Genomic DNA, 15104 nt, shown 5'->3' with positions numbered 1-15104 from the left:
ATGGACACGAAGACAGTGGCGGAGCTCGGCCGCGAGATCTACCTCGCCGAGCAGAAGGCCGTTGCACTCGAGCCGCTGAGTGGGCGGCATCCCGATCTGGACTCCGCTGCGGCGTACGCCGTGCAAGAGGAGTATGTACGTCTCCGAGAAGAGCACGGTGCCCGGTTGGTCGGTCGGAAGATCGGCTGCACCAGCAAGGCGATCCAGGAGCTGTTCGACATCACCACCCCCGACTACGGCGTGCTGTTCGACGACATGGTCGTGCCCGACGGCGGTGCTATCGCCGGCTCGGGTTTGATCGCGCCAATGGTCGAGCCGGAGATCGCCTTCGTACTCGGCGAGGACCTGCGCGGGCCGAACGTCACGGCCGAGGACGTCCTGCGCGCGACGGTGAGTCTGCTGCCCGCGCTGGAGATCATCGACAGCCGGATCCAGGACTGGCGGATCGTGTTCGCCGACACGGTCGCCGACAACGGCAGCAGCGCCCGGTGCGTGTTCGGCCCGGCGACGGCGTACGACGCCGGGATCGATCTCGTCGGTGAACAGGTCCGGCTGCTCCGCGACGGTGACGAGTTCGACCGCGGTGACGGCGCCGCCGTACTCGGGCATCCGGCGACCGCGGTCGCCTGGCTGGCCAATGCGATCGCCGAGTACGGCGGGGCCCTGCGCGCGGGCGACTACGTGCTGTCCGGCTCGATGAGCCGCGCGGCACCCGTACAGCGCGGCGAGACCTACGTCGCCGAATTCACCACGTTGGGCAGCGTTTCCTGCCACTTCAACTGAAAGGAACTCGCATGCCGCGAGCGCTCACGCACGAGCGGATGGAGCAGACCATCCGCATCTACTTCGACGGCTGCAACGAGGCCGACGCGACGAAGATCCGGTCCTGCTTCGTCGACGACGCCGTCCACTACTTCCCGCCGGGCATGTATCGCGGACCGTTCGTCGGCGCCGAGACCCTGGCCACCAGGTGGGTCGAAGCGGTCGAGACCCTCGGCTCGGTCTGGACCATCGACCAACTGGTGACCGATCCCGCCTCGGCCCGCGCGGTGATCGAGTGGACGCACTTCAAGACCTATCAGCAGAAGATGCTGCGAGGCGACGAGTGGTACCTGTTCGACGAGCGGACCGGGCTCATCCGCGAGATCCGTGCGTACTACGCGTCACCTCAGGCGGCCGACCTGGACTGCCTCGAACTCGGCGGATTCAACTACGCCGAGCGCGGCTACCCGATGCACTCACCACTGACCCGGAAGCCGCCGGCGTGACCCCATCTGGAGCTCGCTAGCTGGATGGGCGGATGGTCTGGAAGCTGCGCATGTGGTTGACCATGGCGGTCTCGGTGGGTAGGCGTTCCATGCTCGAGGCACCGAGGAAGCCGACGATTCCGGCGACCTTCTCCAGGATGTGACCGGCGTCCTCGGGGGTGGCGATCGGGCCGCCGTGGCAGACCACGAGGGCGTCGGGGCGGACGGCGAAGATCGCGTCCCGCAGCCGGGTGACGAGCTCGACCGAGTCGTCCAGGCTGAGGGCCGTTTGCGCGCCGATCATGCCAGAGGTGGTCAACCCCATGTGCGGGACGAGGATGTCCGCGCCGGCCTCGGTCATCGCGGTCGCCTCGTCCTCACTGTGGACGTACGCCAGCGTGACCAGGTCGCGTTCGCGGGCGGCAGCGATCATCTCGACCTCGCGGTAGAAGCCCAGTCCGGTCTCCTCGAGGTTCGCCCGGATCATCCCGTCGAACAGGCAGACGGTCGGATAGTTCTGTACGCCGGCGAATCCGGTCGCCTTCACCTGGTCGAGAAAACGCGGGATGTCCCGGAACGGGTCGGTCCCGCACACTCCCGCCATCACCGGCAGCCGGTCGGTCACCGGGAGCACCTCGGTGCCCATCTCCATCACGATCGCGTTGGCATCGCCGTACGGCATCAGGCCTGCCATCGAGGACCGGCCGGCCATCCGGTAGCGGCCGGAGTTGTAGATCACCACGAAGTCGAGGCCGGCCGCCTCGGCGCATTTCGCCGAGAGGCCGGTCCCGGCGCCACCGCCGATGATCGGGCGGCCCTCGGCAACCTTGCGGCGGTAACCGTCCAGCAGCTCGGCGCGGGTCAGTGTGTTCACGGTGTCTCCTTCTCCAGCCAGGTGGCCAGCAGATCCACGGCGGCCGCAGAGACCGCTGGGTCGTTGATATCGGTGTCGAATTCGTGCAGTTCGATGCCGGGCCGCAGCCCGTCGCGCAGAGCCTGGTACAGCGCTTCGTCCGCCACCGGATCGTGGAAGACCCCACCCGGTACGGACAGCTGCGACAGCCCGCGGTGTGGGAAGAGCACCGCGACGGGCGCGGTCGAGGGATTGAGCCGAGCCGCGATCCGGCGACCCAGTTCGGCGCACTCGGCGGCCGTGGTCCGCATCAGCATCACGGCCGGGTTGTGCGGGTGGAACAACCGCCCGGAGAACTCCGGGGGCACGGAGTCGTGGAAGTTGACCATGTCGAGCGCGCCGACACTGACGACCTGGGGTACGCCGGCCTCGGCCGCAGCCGTGAGTCGATCCGGCCCGGCCGTGCAGACTCCCCCGGCCAGTTCGTCGGCGAGCTCGGTCGTGGTCAGGTCCGCGACGCCACGGATGGTGCCGTTGCGAACCAGGGACTCGAGGGTCCGGCCGCCGACCCCGGTGCAATGGAAGGTGAGCGCCTCGAACCCGCGATCGCCAAGCCCTCGGACCACGGCCGAGCCGCAGTCCGTCGTCACCCCGAACATGCTGACCCCGACCAGCGGTGGGCCGTCGTCGGAATCGACGTACCGGCTCGTCGCCATGCCGACGCAGGCTTGCGCGGCGTTGGCGAGGACGGGCCGGCTGAGCCGGTTGAGGCCGTTGATGTCGACGACCGGGTAGATCAGGGTCAGGTCCGCCTCGCGGACGTACGCCCGGGTGTCGCCGGCGGCAATGGTCGAGACCAGCACCTTCGGGAACCCGAACGGCAGCCGCGCGCAGATCTCCGCCATCACGTACGCCGCGTTCGACCCGCCGACCGCCAGCACAGCATCGACATCGCGAGACGCGGCGAGGTCGGCCAGCGCGGACGCGGCGCCCCGGGCCATCACCGTGATCGCTGCGTTCCGGTCCCCACGATCTCGGAGCTCGGCCAGCGATCCACCGCCGAGCTCCGCGATCAGGTCCCGGCCGATCCGCGCCGGCAGCGCCGGTACGTCGAGCACGCCGACGTCGACCAGGAGCGGAGTAGCCCCGAAAGCCCTGACCCGATCGGCCAGGAACGCGTACTCCGCTCCCTTCGTGTCGAGCGCACCGACGAGCGCGATGACAGCCATCAGCGAGCCCTGTAGTCCGGCACCTGGATCTCGGCGCCGCCCTGGAGAGCCGATTGGTGAGCGCAGATCCCGGGCGCCGTCCACGTCGCCGCGGTCCGGGCGTCGACCCGCGGCGTCCGATTGTCGACAATGCTCGACACGAACTCGTGGACCAGATGCGGGTGCGATCCACCATGACCGCCGTCGGTGAACCGTCTGAGTGCCTCAGGCAACAACTCCGGTGCCCCACCCGGTCGTACGTCGGCCTCGGTCACGGGCCGTCCACGCCGGCCGTCCGGAAGCGGCTCGAGCTTGAACTCCTTCATCGGTCCGCCCTCGAGCTGCGGCCACTCCAGCGCACCCTCATCGCCGTACACCGAGAAGCCTTCGAGGTAGCTGCGCCCCAGTTGGAAGAACGACATCGTCACGTTCGCGACCAAGTCATCGCCGGCCAACTTGAACAGCCCGGCCTCGGTCCCGAATCCGTCCCCGGCCACACCGATGTGATCAGGCGTCAGCCGGCTCGAGCCGAGGCAGCGCACGGACTCGACCCGGGTGCCCGCCAACGCGAGGGCCGGCGAGAGTGCGTGCGTGACGTAGTGCATCGGCGGGTAGCCGCGCCAGTACTCCGGATAGCCGTCGAGGTTCTGCAGATGATCACCCTTGAAGTAGGTGAGCCGGCCGAGCCTCCCGGTGTCCAGCAACTCCTTGGCGTGGAAGAACTCCCGCGAGTACACCGCGGTCTCCATCATCATGTAGTTGCGCTGGGCATCGTCCTGGGCCGCGATCAACGCGTCCAGGTCCTCCAGGGTCGTTGCCATCGGCACCGCGGAGGCACAGTGCCGCCCCGACTTCAGCACCTGCTGGACCTGCTCGGCGTGGAACCGCACCGGCGTGAGCAGGTGTACGGCGTCCCACCCTGGCGCGGACAGCGCGTCCTCGAGCGACGCGAACCGCTCGGTGATCCCGAGCCGGTCGGCGACTTCCGCCGTACGCGCGGGATCCGCGTCCACGACCGCGACCCGGCCGACGTCCGGATGGGCCTGATAGATCGGGGCGAAGTCGGCACCGAAGCCGAGGCCGACGACGATCACGTCCACACTCATCGGACCGGCACCTCCCGCTCCGGTCCGAACAGGAACACCGCTCCGCCGGTGGCGAAGTTGTCGAGATCCTGGTTCGCCTCGACGCCGGCCTGCGAGTCCAGCACGAGCTCGAGGTCGGCGCGACTGTCGGTGTAGAGCTCCGCCTGGTAGTGGTACTGCGGCGGCGTCCCGTCGGGTGCGGGCTCGAACCGGCACACGGTCCAGCGCTTGAGGCCGGTCATCCGTTGTGCCAGCGGGATGTGCGTCTCGTCGTAGTACCGGTCGAACTCTTCCGCGGAGTCCGGCGGTCCGTACAGGACGGTCACCTTGTACATGTCAGCCTTTCAGTCCGGTCAGCGCGATGCCTTCGACGAAGTACTTCTGCGCGAAGGCGAACAACACCACGATCGGCAGCAGCACCACGGCGGCCGCGGCCATCAGATAGCCCCACTGCGCGGTGTAGGTGCCCTGGAAGGACGCCAGTCCCATCGCCAGCGTGTACTTGTCCGAGTCGTTCAAGTAGATCAAAGGCCCGAGATAGTCGTTCCACACGCCCAGGAAGGTGAACACCCCGACCACGGCCAGGGCCGGTTTCGACAGCGGCAGGATGATCCGCCAGTACACCTGGAACGGCGTCGCCCCGTCGATGTACGCCGACTCGTCCAGCTCGTACGGTATGGACAGGAAGAACTGGCGGAGCAGGAAGATGTTGAACACGCCGGTGCCGAACCAGTGCGGCAGGATCAGCGGCACATAGGTGTTCACCAGCCCGAGCTTCTGCCAGAACAGGAACGTGGGGATCAGCGTCACGGCGTACGGCAGCATCACGCCGGACATCAGGATGCCGAAGACGAGGTTCTTGTGCTTCCAGCGCAACCGGGCGAACGAGAACGCGGCCAGCGAGCAGGACAGCACGGTGCCGACCAGGACGCCGGCCTCGATCACCAGGGTGTTCAGGAAGTACCGCGCGAACGGCACCTGGGTGAGCGCGCCGGAGAAGTTGTCCCAGGCAAACGGTTTCGGGATCCACTGCGGTGGCGAGACGAAGATCTGCCCGGAGTCCATCAACGCGCTGCGGACCAGCCAGATCAGCGGTAGCAACGTCGGCACCGCACCGGCGATCAGCAGCAGGTACGTCAGGATCTTCTTGCCCAGGCCTCGTGGTGCCAGCGGCCGCGCCGCCCGTGGCACGGCCGCGACCACCTCGGGCTTGTCCAGTACGGCGGTCATCGGGTGCTCCCGGCCTCGTAGTAGACCCAGCGGCTCGAGTTCCGGAACAGCACCACGGTGATCGCCATGATCACCAGGAACAGGATCCACGCCAGCGCACTGGCGTATCCCATCTCGTTGTTCGTGAACGCGGTCCGGTACAGGTAGTAGATGTAGAACAGCGTCGAGTCGTTCGGCCCGCCTTCGGTCATCACCGCGGCCTGCACGAACACCTGCAGTGCCCCGATCACACTCGTCACCAGGCTGTAGAAGATCGTCGGTGTCATCATCGGCAGCGTGATGTGCCGGAACCGCCGCCACGCCCCGCCGCCGTCCACGGCGATCGCCTCGTAGAGCTGACGCGGCACGCCCTGCAGTCCCGCCAGGAAGATGACAGCGACGTTGCCGAAGCCCCACACGGACATCAGGATCAGCGACGGGATCGCCGTACTCTCGTCGAAGATCCACTGCGAACGGGGCAGCCCGGCCTTGGCGGTCAGCGTGTTCAGCAGACCGAAGTCCGGGTTGAACAGCCAGATCCACAGCATCGAGTTCGCCACGATCGGCACGATCGCGGGCAGGTAGTAGATCACCCGGAACACGGCCTGCCCACGGACCGGCTGGTTCAGCAACAACGCGACCGCGAACGCGACGATCAGCAGCAGGGGTACGGCGCCCAGCGTGTAGTACAGCGTCGCCCACAACGACTTGAAAAAGCTGTCGTCGGCCGTGAACATCCTTTTGTAGTTGGCGAAACCGATGAACTTCGGCGTCGCACCGATGGTCCAGTCGGTCAGGCTGATCACCGCGGAGGCGATCATCGGCAGGAAGGTGAACGCGACGAAGCCGATGATCGCGGGCAGCGCCATCAGCACGCCCCAGCGCGCCTCCTGCTTCATCGGGCTCGCCATCACAGCTCCTGGACGGGCCACTTGCCCTGCAGCAGCGCCTGCATCTTCGGCTTCAGCGCCTTCACGATGTCGACCGGGGCGCCCTTGTTCAGGCTGATCTGCTCGATCGCGGGATCGAGCACCTGATGGATCCGCTCGGAGTTCTTCATCTGCTGACCCCAGTCGGTCACGCCGTGCTTGAGCGTGGCCTCGACGACGGCGGACTGGAAGTTCGGCGGGTACTTGTCCTTCAGCACCCATTTGTCGATCTCCGCCTGGTCCGTGTAGTACTTCTTCTGCAGCGGCGCCCACAGCCCGTCCTTGAACAGGTCGACGTGTGCGGGGTCGTTGTAGTAGAGGTACAGCTCGATCGCTTCCTCCGGGTGCTTCGACTTCGCGAAGATCGCGCCCGCCGCGCCACCGGTCATCGTGAGCGACTCCTGGAACTTGGGCAGTACGGCGACGCCGAACGGCACCTTGCTCTCCATCAGGTCGAGCATCTGCCAGTTCCCGTCGATCACCATCCCGACCCGCTTGGTCTGCAACTGCACGGCGGTGGTCGGTGCGTTCTTGCCGAGCTGAGCCGGCGTCGGGGCGACCCGGTGGACGTAGATCAGGTCCTGGATCTTCTTCAGTACGTCGATCGCCGCGGCCGAGTCGAGTGCGAACGTCGTACCGGTCTCGTTCACGACGTCGGCGCCGTTGGACCGCAGCAGGCTGTACAACCCACCGCCGCCGAAGGGCGCGATGGTGCCGAACTGCTTCACCTTGCCGCTGTCGAATCCGTCCTCCGACGGGTGCTTGCCGTTCTGGTCGACGGTCAGCTTGTCGGCGGCATGGACGAAGTCGTCCCAGCTCCACGCCGTCTCCGCGGTGAACGGCGCCGGGTCGACACCGGCCGCCTTGAAGGCATCGGTGTTGTAGTAGAGGATCTGCACGCCCATCGCGAGCTGGTTGGCGGCCAGCTTGTCCTTGCCGTACCAGAAGTAGCTGCTCGGCAACCGGTCCTTCAGGTCCGGGTACTTGTCCAGGTACGGGAACAGGTTGAGGATCAGGTCCTTCTGCGCCAGGTCGTACATCTGCGACGTACCGAGGTACCCGAGATCAGGGGGCGTGTTGGCGGCGACCAGGCTGGACACCTTGGTCGGGTAGTTCGACACCGGCACGAACATCGGGTCGACCTTCGCGCCGTCGTGCTCCTTGGCGTACTTCTTCAGCATCTCGTCGATCGCCTTCTTCTCGAAGGCCGATCCCCAGTACATGAACGTGAGCGGGCCGGAGCTCCCGCCGGCGTCATCCGATCCGCCGCAGCCGGCCAGCAGGGCCGGGCCCAGTCCGGCGGCGACGGCGGCACCGCCGGTCCGGAGCAGGACTTGTCTCCGGGTCAATCCTGAACTGGTCATCGCGAGCTCCTCGGTTCCTGGAGCGGCGGGCGGGACCCGCCGGGAGGCTTTTCGGCGAGCGTAGGAGCTTTAATGTCGACCGTCAACAGAAAGGTGGAGATCGATGGCATAATTGGCTCGTCGTACGCTGTCGGCTTCTGGTTCTGAGGGGATGCGGATGAGCACTGAGCAGGTCCAGGCCGGGCAGGTCCAGGCCGGCCGGCGTCGGCTGTCGCCGTCCCGCATCGTGCGGGCAGGCGAGATCCTCGAGCTGGTGCGGCACGGCCAGGCGCGGACGACCGGCCAACTGGCCGATCAGCTCGGCGTCGCCCGGTCGACGGTCAACGACCGGGTCGAGGTTCTCCTTGCCTCCGGCATGCTCACGCTCGACGCGGCGGCCTCCGTGGGATCCCGCGGCCGACCGGCCTCGACGCTCAGCTTCAACCCTCGGTCCGGTGTCACGCTCGCCGCGCAGCTAGGCATCTCCGGCGTGCGGCTGGCCGTCACCGACCTGGCCGGCGAGATCCTCACCAGCAAGATGATCGACATCGACCTGACCACAGGTCCGGCCGCCGTCCTCGAACTGGTCACCACCAGCTTCGACGAGACCCTCCGGGATCTCGGTACGGATCCGGCGCAGGTGCACGGGATCGGCGTCGGAATGCCGGCCAAGATCGAGCTGGCCCCGCACGCCGGCGACGCCGACTGGTCGAGCGAGGCCGTCTGCGCCGAGCTGTCGAACTGGCTCCCGGTCCCGATCTTCGTCGACCACGACGTCAACCTGCTCGCGTTCGGCGAGCACTGCACCCGCGCCGACGACATCGAGGTCCTCATCAGCCTCAAGGTCGGCACCGTGATCGGGTGCGGCGTCGTCGTCAACGGAACGGTCGTGCAGGGTACGTCGGGACTCGCCGGCGAGATCGGGCACACGCGGGTCGGTGCCTCCGAGGAGCCCTGCAGCTGTGGCAATCTCGGCTGCCTCAACGCGGTTGCGAGCGGTGGCGCGCTGGCTCGGCGGCTGCGAGCGAACGGGGTCGACGCACCCAATGCCCGAGCCGTTGCCGCGCTGGCCCGATCCGGTCACGTCGAGGCCGGTCACGCCGTACGGATGGCAGGCCGGGATATCGGCGAGGTGCTCGCCGGTGTCGTCAACCTGCTCAACCCTGCGGTGATCAGCCTGTGGGGCTACCTGGCCGAGGCCGAGGAACAGTTGATCGCCGGGATCCGCGAGAGCATCGCCCGCTCCGCCCAGTCCGGCCCGGCCGGCGACATCCGGATCGAACCGGCCACCATGGGCGCCGACGCAGGCCTGTACGGCGCCGCCATGATGGTCGTCGAACACGCCCTCCGCCCCACCGCCGTCGACTCCTACCTCCTGACCCAGCAACCCTCCTCGTGAAGGTCAGTGGGACAGCATGTCGGTGATCGCGATGTGGGCGGCTGAAGGGCAGCCCTTGGTGAAGCCGTAGAAGGGGCCGAAGTCGCGAGTCGCGGCGAATCCGGTCAGGTAGAGGCCGGGCAGGGAGGTCTCGAGGCCCTCGGTCAGATTGGGGAATCCCTCGCTGACCGAGACTCGACCGAGGACACCGCTCAGGTAGGGCACGCGGGCAAGGTCGGCTCGGTACCCGGAAGCGAAGAGCACGTGATCGGCTGACAGCGCCTTGCCCTCGGAGAGCGTCAGCCTCACGTCGTGTTCGCTGACCGCCGTGTCGACCACCGCGCAGCCCGGATGACTGGTCACGGCATCGGTGAGCCGCGGCACGAGCCACGGTTCGAGGGTGAGCCGGCCGACCTGCCAGAACTCGGCGGCGATCGCTCGCTGCTGGTCGAGCGGAAGTCCTCGCCACCATCCACGGTGGGTCAGCGTCTGCTCGACGTACTGGTCGACGAAGCTCCAGCTCACCTTGGCGAACTTCGGCGTGCTGTGGCGATGCACCACGTCCACGTGCTCGACGGCGTGGTCACACAGCAACGCCGCCCATTCATAGGCGCTTTGCCGGCCGCCGATGACGACGACCCGGGCGCCGGCGAGTGAGTCGAAGGAGACCAGATCGCGGGTATGCGACCGGCGATCCGGAGGGATGCCGGCGTACCACTCCGGCAGGTTGTGGAAGTAGCCGACACCGGGTGCCGCGAGTACCTTCTCCGCCGTGATCGTCGTACCGTCGGCCAGCGTGGCCACGAAGCTCGCGGCCGGCTTGGTCAGGTCGGTCACGAGGCGGTCGTCCGGATCGAGGCCCTTTCGTGCGCGGAACCAGTCGGTGTAGTCGAGGAAGACCGACCTCGGGATCGGGTCTTCGGGTAGCGTCCCCCGGTCCTCGAAGAAGGCCTCGAACGTGTCCTCGCCGCGTGCGTCGAGATGCCAGTCGGGGCCTGAACGCAGGAACATCTCGGCCGGCATGTGATCGCGCCAGAAGGCCATCGGGCGGCCGACGAGGTGGGTCTCGATTCCGTTGTCCCGGGCAAAGGCGGCCGCGGAGTACGCGTACGGCCCCGCACCGACGATCAACAGCTCCGGCATCGTGCCTCCTGAGGTGCGGGTCACCCACAATCCTCTGCCGGCTGCGTTCGCGCCAGATCCTCGTCAGCCGGAAGAAAGCCGCAGGCCGGGCGGTTGCAGTCCGGTATGACCACACTTGTCGACCGCGCCATCGCGGTCCTGCGCTCCAACCACGACACCCTCGCCGCACTGGTGTCGACCTTGTCCGAGGAACAGTTGAAGGGGCGGAGTGGGGCGGCGGAGTGGACCGTCGCGGATGCGCTCTCGCACCTCGGAAGTGGTGCCGAGATCAACCGCAAACCCATCGCGATCGCCGCCGGCGAGCAGGTCGACGCCGAGGACAACCAGGCGATCTGGGACCGGTGGAACGCCTTGCCTCCGGTCGACCAGGCGGCCGAGTTCGTCAAACACGACGCGGCGTACGTCGACACCGTCGAAGCACTGGATGCCGAGCAGCGCGAGCTCCGGGTCGACCTGGGCTTCATGCCCGAGCCGGTACCTCTGCTGGTCGCACTCGGCATGCGGGTCAGTGAGGTCGCCAACCACGGCTGGGACGTACGCGTCGGGGTCGACCCGTCGGCCACCGTGGATGCGGCCTCGGCCGAGCTGCTCATCGAACTCCTGCAGGGACCACTGGCCTTTCTGCTCGGCTTCTCCGGCAAGGCGGATCAGGTCGAGCAGGAGGTCCGCCTGGCGATCCCGGGCGGCGGCATCAAGATCGCCGACGCGGTCACCGTGACCGACACCTTCGACGAACCGACGGCGACCTTCGAGGGTCCCGCAGAGGCCGTGGCACGGCTGTTGACCGGACGGCTCGGCGCCGACCACGCCGCCGGCGTAACCGTGACCGGCAACGTCACCCTGGACGACCTCCGCAAGGTCTTCCCGGGCTACTAGGCCGATACCAGGCGGACGAGGGCCGTGGCGGCGACGCCTGCTGCCGCGGCCGGCAGGATCGGCACTCGCAGGAGATTGAGTACGCCGGCAACGCCTACGCCGACGAGTTGGGTCCAGTCGATCGTGCGGCCGCCGAGGTCCGTGACGATGAGTCCGGCGAGCAGCGCCGGAGCAGTCAGCTGGGTGACACGGACCACGGCCGGCGGCAGCTTCCGCTTCCCGAGTACGAGTGGGCCGGCGGCTTTCATCAACCAGTTAGCGGCGCTGACCGCCAGTACGCACAGCCACAGCTTCATCAGATCTCCTTCCGATCAGGCCGATCAGGGTGGCCGCAGCCGCGCCGAGCAAGGCGTAGCTGGGGCTGGTGACGAACAACAGACCGGCGGCGATCACCGCTCCGAGCAGACATGCAGCGACTGCGCGGCGGGATCGGCGTACTTCCTCGATCAGTAGGACGATGAAGAACGCCGGGAACGCCACATCGAGGCCCAGCTTGTGCATGAGATCCGGTGACGGAGCGGCCAGCACGCCGACGGCGGTGCCTCCGGTCCAGAAGATCCATTGCGGGACGCTGACTCCGATCATCCGCCAGACGTCGTACCGATCGCCCTCGTCGTGCGCGGCCACGAACGAGGCGTCGACGATCGCCTGCGCCTGGAGCATGCGGGCCAGCCGGCTTCCGTGCAGGCTCGGCGTGATCGCCACGCTCATCACCAGATAGCGCACGTTGATCACCATCGCCGCGACGATCGCCGCCAGAACCGTTGCCCCAGACAACGAACTGAGCAACGTGAACTGGGCCGAGCCGGTGAACGCGAACGCAGAGAAGAACACCGGTACGACGGTCCCCCAGCCTCGTGCCCGCGCTTCGGCGCCGAAGTTCAGCGCCAGTACGCCGGTCGCGAGCGCCGGCCCGACGCCGAGCCGAAGCCCTTGGGTGAACGACCGCCGCGTAGCCCCGGTCATGCTGTCGCTCCGTCTCGGCTCCGCTGGTAGTGCCGTCGAGCGCGAGCCCGGTTGCCACAGTCACCCGAACTGCACCACCGCCGCGAGCCGTTCTTGCTCCGATCCAGGAACAACCAGCCACAACCGTCATCCGCGCACCGACGCAGGCGGCTCAGATCCTCATCCTCGAACAGCCGCCACACCGCCAGCCGGACCACGCCGGCCGGATCATCGGCTCGCCACCCGAACGGAAGCAGGTCGATGGTTGCCGACCCGACGACCTCGGAGATGAGTCCGTGCAGCGCATCGATCGCGGTGTGGTCCGGCCGATCCCCGACCGCGAGAGGTCCAAGTACGTCGAACGCGACACCTCGCGCAGCCACCAGCTCGTCGCGCAACCGTCGCGTCACCACCGCCCGATCCGTGATCACACCGGCAGCGACCAGCCAACTCTCCACGTTCGCCAGCTCGTCGAACCGATCGACAACCCGCGCCGGATCGAACCGCCACGCCACCGTATTCACCAGATCCAGCGCCAGCTGCCCACCGATCAACTCCGGCCGATACACCACCCGCAACCACCTCCAGCACCCCACTCTAACAGCCATTAGCCCTTTTGGCTGTTAGAGCGGTGAGCGGCTCGTGATTGATGGCAGCGAGATCTCAGGTCTGGTTGCTTCGACCTGTCTTGGCCTGCAGTTCGTCGATCAGCCTGGACGCCTCCGCCTTGGTCAACTCGCCCGGAGTCTCGACTCCCGCCTCTTGGGCGAGGGTCCCGAGGTACGACGCCTGCGGGCCGGTCATCGGCTCGTCCCCCGTGGCCCAGTCAGCGGGATCCTTCTCCGGCACCGGGTGCACATCCATGATTTCCTCCCTCGAACAGATGCTCTATTGTCCGGCCGGTACCCAGGAATGCCGAGCACCAATCACCTTCGTGAGTCAGCGCGCCTCGGTTACCCGGCTCCACCGGAGAGCTCGGTAGCGGTCAGCCCAGTCACCGTCGTTCGGTGGGGGGTGAGCAGGTCCTCCTGCTCGATGGTGAACGTCACTGTGTAGACCGGCGACCCGTCCGTTTCGTCGATCTCGTCGATCACGCCGGGGGTGCCGGCCGGGATCTTTCCCTGCCAGAACCCGCCGAGGTCGATCGCAGCCGCAACCTCGTCACCACACTGGAAACCCATCCCCCTCAGGTACCCACGCCACCCTCCCGCGAGTCAGCTTCGGCCGGATCTGCCCGGGCAGAAATATCTACTGTGATGGGGGTAGATATTCGGTCGCGGCTTGGGTAGAGTTTCTCGTGTTGAGAGTGAAGGACATTGTGACCGAGTACGGAGATTTGATGAGCTCAGACCGGGAGACCGGGCCTGCCAGTTTCGACGATGACGACTACCCCGCCTTCACGATGGGGCGGGCAGCGGAGATGATCGGCACCACGCCGGGGTTCCTACGGAGCCTGGACGAGGTCAAGCTGATCACCCCGCAGCGTTCTGACGGTGGTCATCGCCGCTACTCGCGGTACCAGTTGCGTCTGGCCACCAGAGCTCGTGAACTCGTCGACGAGGGCACCGCACTCGAGGCGGCCTGTCGAATCATCATCCTGGAAGATCAGCTCGCCGAAGCCCTACGCATCAACGAAGAGATGCGCGGCGAGAACTAACACCACGGTACGGGGGGATCGGCCAACCGGGGTTCCGCACGCACCAACCACATTTCGCTTGGAGACCGAGATGACGCTGTTGGATCCCGCCAACACATCCGACGCGGGGATGTACGCGCAGTTGGCGATCGACCTACACGACGCTCCTGGGGTGGACGAGACCCTCGAGGCGGTGGTCCAGTTCGCGCTCAAGGCGGAGAACTGCACTCATGCAGGCGTCGTACTGGCGGTCCGCAGTGGCCGCGCCGAGATCGGAGTCGTCACCGATCCGGCCGTCGACACCATGTACGGCGTAGAGATCGCGGCAGCTCACGGTCCGACTCTGGCCGCGTTGACCGGCATCACGATCGCCGTGCCCGACGTGGCGACCGACAACCGCTGGCCACACTGGCAGACCGCAGCCGCGGAGGCCGGGATCGGAAGTGCGCTGCATGTCCCGATGACTGCCGGCGACCGGACCATCGGCGTCCTCTCGTTGTACAACGACCATCCGGACGCGTTCTCCTTCGACGACGAGGCGATCGCGCACATCCTGGCCCGGCACGCCTCGGTCGCAGTCGCCACGGCCCGGCACGAGGTCGCGATGACGCAGGCGGTGGATGCCCGCAAGCTGGTCGGACAGGCGATGGGAATCCTGATGGAACGCTTCGACCTCGACGCCGATCAGGCGTTCGCCGTCCTGCGCCGCTACTCCCAGGACACCAACACCAAACTCCGCGACGTCGCGAACCAGCTGGTCAACACCCGAAAACTCCCCCGCTGAGCGGACCTGTCCGGTAAGCGGTCGATCGGGGTATTCCGGACTGGCTCACTCCGTAATAGGCATACCGTGGCAAATGTTCGCCTGGCGGTCGGTCCCCAACAACCGGCCAGCTCGATCGGGGCGCCGGGTCGCGCGACCCTCTCCCCACGAGGCGTGCTATTTCCCCGCCCGATCCGAGCCGCTGCCCGGCACCGCCAGGCGAGCCCGGTACGCCGAACCCGCCGGCGCCGGCCGACTCCTGCCGCGAACTGCTGAGCGCCAGGTTTCTGGCCATTGGCGAATGGCTACTGAGGGGAGGAGATCCGGCCCCGGCCACCCGGCTGCCGCTCGGGCCGCACTGCTTCTGATCGGGATGGGGATTCGATAGATGACGACCTTACGGGCGCTGGTGCTGAGTTGTTCGCTGAAGAAGTCGCCGGCGAAGTCGAGTTCGGAGCTGATCGGGCGGGAGTTGCTGACCGCTCTGGC

General features: G+C 67.2%; 19 protein-coding genes. 6 read left to right on the top strand and 13 right to left on the bottom strand.

Translation table 11 applies throughout. The annotated features are described in order from the left end of the window. Positions 1 to 783 (top strand): fumarylacetoacetate hydrolase family protein, encoded by a 783-nt coding sequence (locus AB0L70_RS36830; protein WP_363691482.1) that lies wholly within the window; start codon positions 1 to 3, stop codon positions 781 to 783. Positions 784 to 794: 11 nt separating this feature from the next. Then, complete coding sequence (locus AB0L70_RS36825) at positions 795 to 1268, top strand: nuclear transport factor 2 family protein (RefSeq protein ID WP_363691481.1); 474 nt, start codon at positions 795 to 797, stop codon at positions 1266 to 1268. A gap of 16 nt (positions 1269 to 1284) precedes the next feature. Here the strand turns inward: AB0L70_RS36825 and AB0L70_RS36820 are convergent, their stop codons facing one another. The 7 genes from AB0L70_RS36820 to AB0L70_RS36790 are packed head-to-tail and all read right to left on the bottom strand — an operon-like array spanning position 1285 to position 7895. Beyond that, a complete protein-coding gene (locus AB0L70_RS36820; RefSeq protein ID WP_363691480.1) occupies positions 1285 to 2121 on the bottom strand; it encodes a phosphoenolpyruvate hydrolase family protein in 837 nt (278 codons plus the stop codon). Then, positions 2118 to 3329, bottom strand: a complete 1212-nt coding sequence (locus tag AB0L70_RS36815) for a Tm-1-like ATP-binding domain-containing protein (protein ID WP_363691479.1) — start codon at positions 3327 to 3329, stop codon at positions 2118 to 2120. The genes AB0L70_RS36820 and AB0L70_RS36815 overlap by 4 nt, the downstream gene beginning before the upstream one ends. Beyond that, positions 3329 to 4414, bottom strand: coding sequence for a Gfo/Idh/MocA family oxidoreductase (locus AB0L70_RS36810; RefSeq protein ID WP_363691478.1), 1086 nt, complete (start codon positions 4412 to 4414; stop codon positions 3329 to 3331). Before AB0L70_RS36810 ends, AB0L70_RS36815 begins: the two co-directional genes overlap by 1 nt. Continuing rightward, a complete protein-coding gene (locus AB0L70_RS36805; RefSeq protein WP_363691477.1) occupies positions 4411 to 4728 on the bottom strand; it encodes an EthD family reductase in 318 nt (105 codons plus the stop codon). The genes AB0L70_RS36810 and AB0L70_RS36805 overlap by 4 nt, the downstream gene beginning before the upstream one ends. A gap of 1 nt (position 4729) precedes the next feature. Further along, positions 4730 to 5623 (bottom strand): carbohydrate ABC transporter permease, encoded by an 894-nt coding sequence (locus tag AB0L70_RS36800; RefSeq protein ID WP_363691476.1) that lies wholly within the window; start codon positions 5621 to 5623, stop codon positions 4730 to 4732. Next, the gene (locus AB0L70_RS36795) at positions 5620 to 6513 is read right to left on the bottom strand and encodes a sugar ABC transporter permease (protein ID WP_363691475.1); all 894 of its coding nucleotides are present in this window, start codon (positions 6511 to 6513) and stop codon (positions 5620 to 5622) included. The genes AB0L70_RS36800 and AB0L70_RS36795 overlap by 4 nt, the downstream gene beginning before the upstream one ends. After that, a complete protein-coding gene (locus AB0L70_RS36790) occupies positions 6513 to 7895 on the bottom strand; it encodes a sugar ABC transporter substrate-binding protein (protein WP_363691474.1) in 1383 nt (460 codons plus the stop codon). The genes AB0L70_RS36795 and AB0L70_RS36790 overlap by 1 nt, the downstream gene beginning before the upstream one ends. Before the next feature lie 157 nt (positions 7896 to 8052). Between AB0L70_RS36790 and AB0L70_RS36785 the strand changes: the two genes are divergently transcribed. Beyond that, positions 8053 to 9273, top strand: a complete 1221-nt coding sequence (locus AB0L70_RS36785) for an ROK family transcriptional regulator (RefSeq protein ID WP_363691473.1) — start codon at positions 8053 to 8055, stop codon at positions 9271 to 9273. 3 nt (positions 9274 to 9276) lie between these two features. Here AB0L70_RS36785 and AB0L70_RS36780 read toward each other — a convergent pair whose 3' ends face one another. Beyond that, on the bottom strand, positions 9277 to 10395 hold the full coding sequence (locus AB0L70_RS36780) for an FAD-dependent oxidoreductase (protein ID WP_363691472.1): 1119 nt from the start codon (positions 10393 to 10395) through the stop codon (positions 9277 to 9279). Between the two features lie 105 nt (positions 10396 to 10500). Between AB0L70_RS36780 and AB0L70_RS36775 the strand changes: the two genes are divergently transcribed. Further along, the gene (locus AB0L70_RS36775) at positions 10501 to 11271 is read left to right on the top strand and encodes a maleylpyruvate isomerase family mycothiol-dependent enzyme (RefSeq protein ID WP_363691470.1); all 771 of its coding nucleotides are present in this window, start codon (positions 10501 to 10503) and stop codon (positions 11269 to 11271) included. Here the strand turns inward: AB0L70_RS36775 and AB0L70_RS36770 are convergent. The 5 genes from AB0L70_RS36770 to AB0L70_RS36750 all read right to left on the bottom strand — a co-directional run bounded on the left by AB0L70_RS36770 (position 11268) and on the right by AB0L70_RS36750 (position 13397). Then, the gene (locus AB0L70_RS36770; protein ID WP_363691469.1) at positions 11268 to 11567 is read right to left on the bottom strand and encodes an AzlD domain-containing protein; all 300 of its coding nucleotides are present in this window, start codon (positions 11565 to 11567) and stop codon (positions 11268 to 11270) included. The genes AB0L70_RS36775 and AB0L70_RS36770 overlap by 4 nt on opposite strands. Continuing rightward, a complete protein-coding gene (locus AB0L70_RS36765) occupies positions 11527 to 12237 on the bottom strand; it encodes an AzlC family ABC transporter permease (RefSeq protein WP_363691468.1) in 711 nt (236 codons plus the stop codon). The genes AB0L70_RS36770 and AB0L70_RS36765 overlap by 41 nt, the downstream gene beginning before the upstream one ends. After that, complete coding sequence (locus AB0L70_RS36760; RefSeq protein WP_363691467.1) at positions 12234 to 12788, bottom strand: CGNR zinc finger domain-containing protein; 555 nt, start codon at positions 12786 to 12788, stop codon at positions 12234 to 12236. Before AB0L70_RS36760 ends, AB0L70_RS36765 begins: the two co-directional genes overlap by 4 nt. Before the next feature lie 91 nt (positions 12789 to 12879). Then, a complete protein-coding gene (locus AB0L70_RS36755; RefSeq protein ID WP_363691466.1) occupies positions 12880 to 13080 on the bottom strand; it encodes a DUF3072 domain-containing protein in 201 nt (66 codons plus the stop codon). Positions 13081 to 13169: 89 nt separating this feature from the next. Continuing rightward, positions 13170 to 13397, bottom strand: coding sequence for a hypothetical protein (locus AB0L70_RS36750; RefSeq protein WP_363691465.1), 228 nt, complete (start codon positions 13395 to 13397; stop codon positions 13170 to 13172). A gap of 158 nt (positions 13398 to 13555) precedes the next feature. On the opposite strand from AB0L70_RS36750, the gene AB0L70_RS36745 reads away from it, so the two are divergent. Together AB0L70_RS36745 and AB0L70_RS36740 are read left to right on the top strand one after the other, a co-directional pair. Continuing rightward, positions 13556 to 13873 (top strand): MerR family transcriptional regulator, encoded by a 318-nt coding sequence (locus AB0L70_RS36745; protein WP_363691464.1) that lies wholly within the window; start codon positions 13556 to 13558, stop codon positions 13871 to 13873. Between the two features lie 70 nt (positions 13874 to 13943). Further along, entirely contained in the window at positions 13944 to 14636 is a 693-nt protein-coding gene (locus AB0L70_RS36740; protein WP_363691462.1) for a GAF and ANTAR domain-containing protein, read from the top strand. The last annotated feature ends 468 nt before the right edge of the window (positions 14637 to 15104 follow it).

Origin of the sequence: Kribbella sp. NPDC051952 (assembly GCF_040680855.1) — a bacterium.
Taxonomy (GTDB): domain Bacteria; phylum Actinomycetota; class Actinomycetes; order Propionibacteriales; family Kribbellaceae; genus Kribbella.
The sequence above is the reverse complement of the archived record's forward strand: the minus strand, read 5'-3'. Positions and strand labels throughout refer to the sequence as shown.

Bases quoted from the DNA above. Each gene is read 5' to 3' on its own strand.
- AB0L70_RS36785 (WP_363691473.1), top strand. From the start codon at position 8,053: ATGAGCACTGAGCAGGTCCAGGCCGGGCAGGTCCAGGCCGGCCGGCGT.
- AB0L70_RS36805 (WP_363691477.1), bottom strand. From the start codon at position 4,728: ATGTACAAGGTGACCGTCCTGTACGGACCGCCGGACTCCGCGGAAGAG.
- AB0L70_RS36770 (WP_363691469.1), bottom strand. From the start codon at position 11,567: ATGAAGCTGTGGCTGTGCGTACTGGCGGTCAGCGCCGCTAACTGGTTG.
- AB0L70_RS36775 (WP_363691470.1), top strand. From the start codon at position 10,501: ATGACCACACTTGTCGACCGCGCCATCGCGGTCCTGCGCTCCAACCAC.
- AB0L70_RS36830 (WP_363691482.1), top strand. From the start codon at position 1: ATGGACACGAAGACAGTGGCGGAGCTCGGCCGCGAGATCTACCTCGCC.
- AB0L70_RS36810 (WP_363691478.1), bottom strand. From the start codon at position 4,414: ATGAGTGTGGACGTGATCGTCGTCGGCCTCGGCTTCGGTGCCGACTTC.
- AB0L70_RS36765 (WP_363691468.1), bottom strand. From the start codon at position 12,237: ATGACCGGGGCTACGCGGCGGTCGTTCACCCAAGGGCTTCGGCTCGGC.
- AB0L70_RS36790 (WP_363691474.1), bottom strand. From the start codon at position 7,895: ATGACCAGTTCAGGATTGACCCGGAGACAAGTCCTGCTCCGGACCGGC.
- AB0L70_RS36750 (WP_363691465.1), bottom strand. From the start codon at position 13,397: ATGGGTTTCCAGTGTGGTGACGAGGTTGCGGCTGCGATCGACCTCGGC.
- AB0L70_RS36780 (WP_363691472.1), bottom strand. From the start codon at position 10,395: ATGCCGGAGCTGTTGATCGTCGGTGCGGGGCCGTACGCGTACTCCGCG.
- AB0L70_RS36815 (WP_363691479.1), bottom strand. From the start codon at position 3,329: ATGGCTGTCATCGCGCTCGTCGGTGCGCTCGACACGAAGGGAGCGGAG.
- AB0L70_RS36745 (WP_363691464.1), top strand. From the start codon at position 13,556: ATGAGCTCAGACCGGGAGACCGGGCCTGCCAGTTTCGACGATGACGAC.
- AB0L70_RS36800 (WP_363691476.1), bottom strand. From the start codon at position 5,623: ATGACCGCCGTACTGGACAAGCCCGAGGTGGTCGCGGCCGTGCCACGG.
- AB0L70_RS36740 (WP_363691462.1), top strand. From the start codon at position 13,944: ATGACGCTGTTGGATCCCGCCAACACATCCGACGCGGGGATGTACGCG.
- AB0L70_RS36755 (WP_363691466.1), bottom strand. From the start codon at position 13,080: ATGGATGTGCACCCGGTGCCGGAGAAGGATCCCGCTGACTGGGCCACG.
- AB0L70_RS36795 (WP_363691475.1), bottom strand. From the start codon at position 6,513: ATGGCGAGCCCGATGAAGCAGGAGGCGCGCTGGGGCGTGCTGATGGCG.
- AB0L70_RS36825 (WP_363691481.1), top strand. From the start codon at position 795: ATGCCGCGAGCGCTCACGCACGAGCGGATGGAGCAGACCATCCGCATC.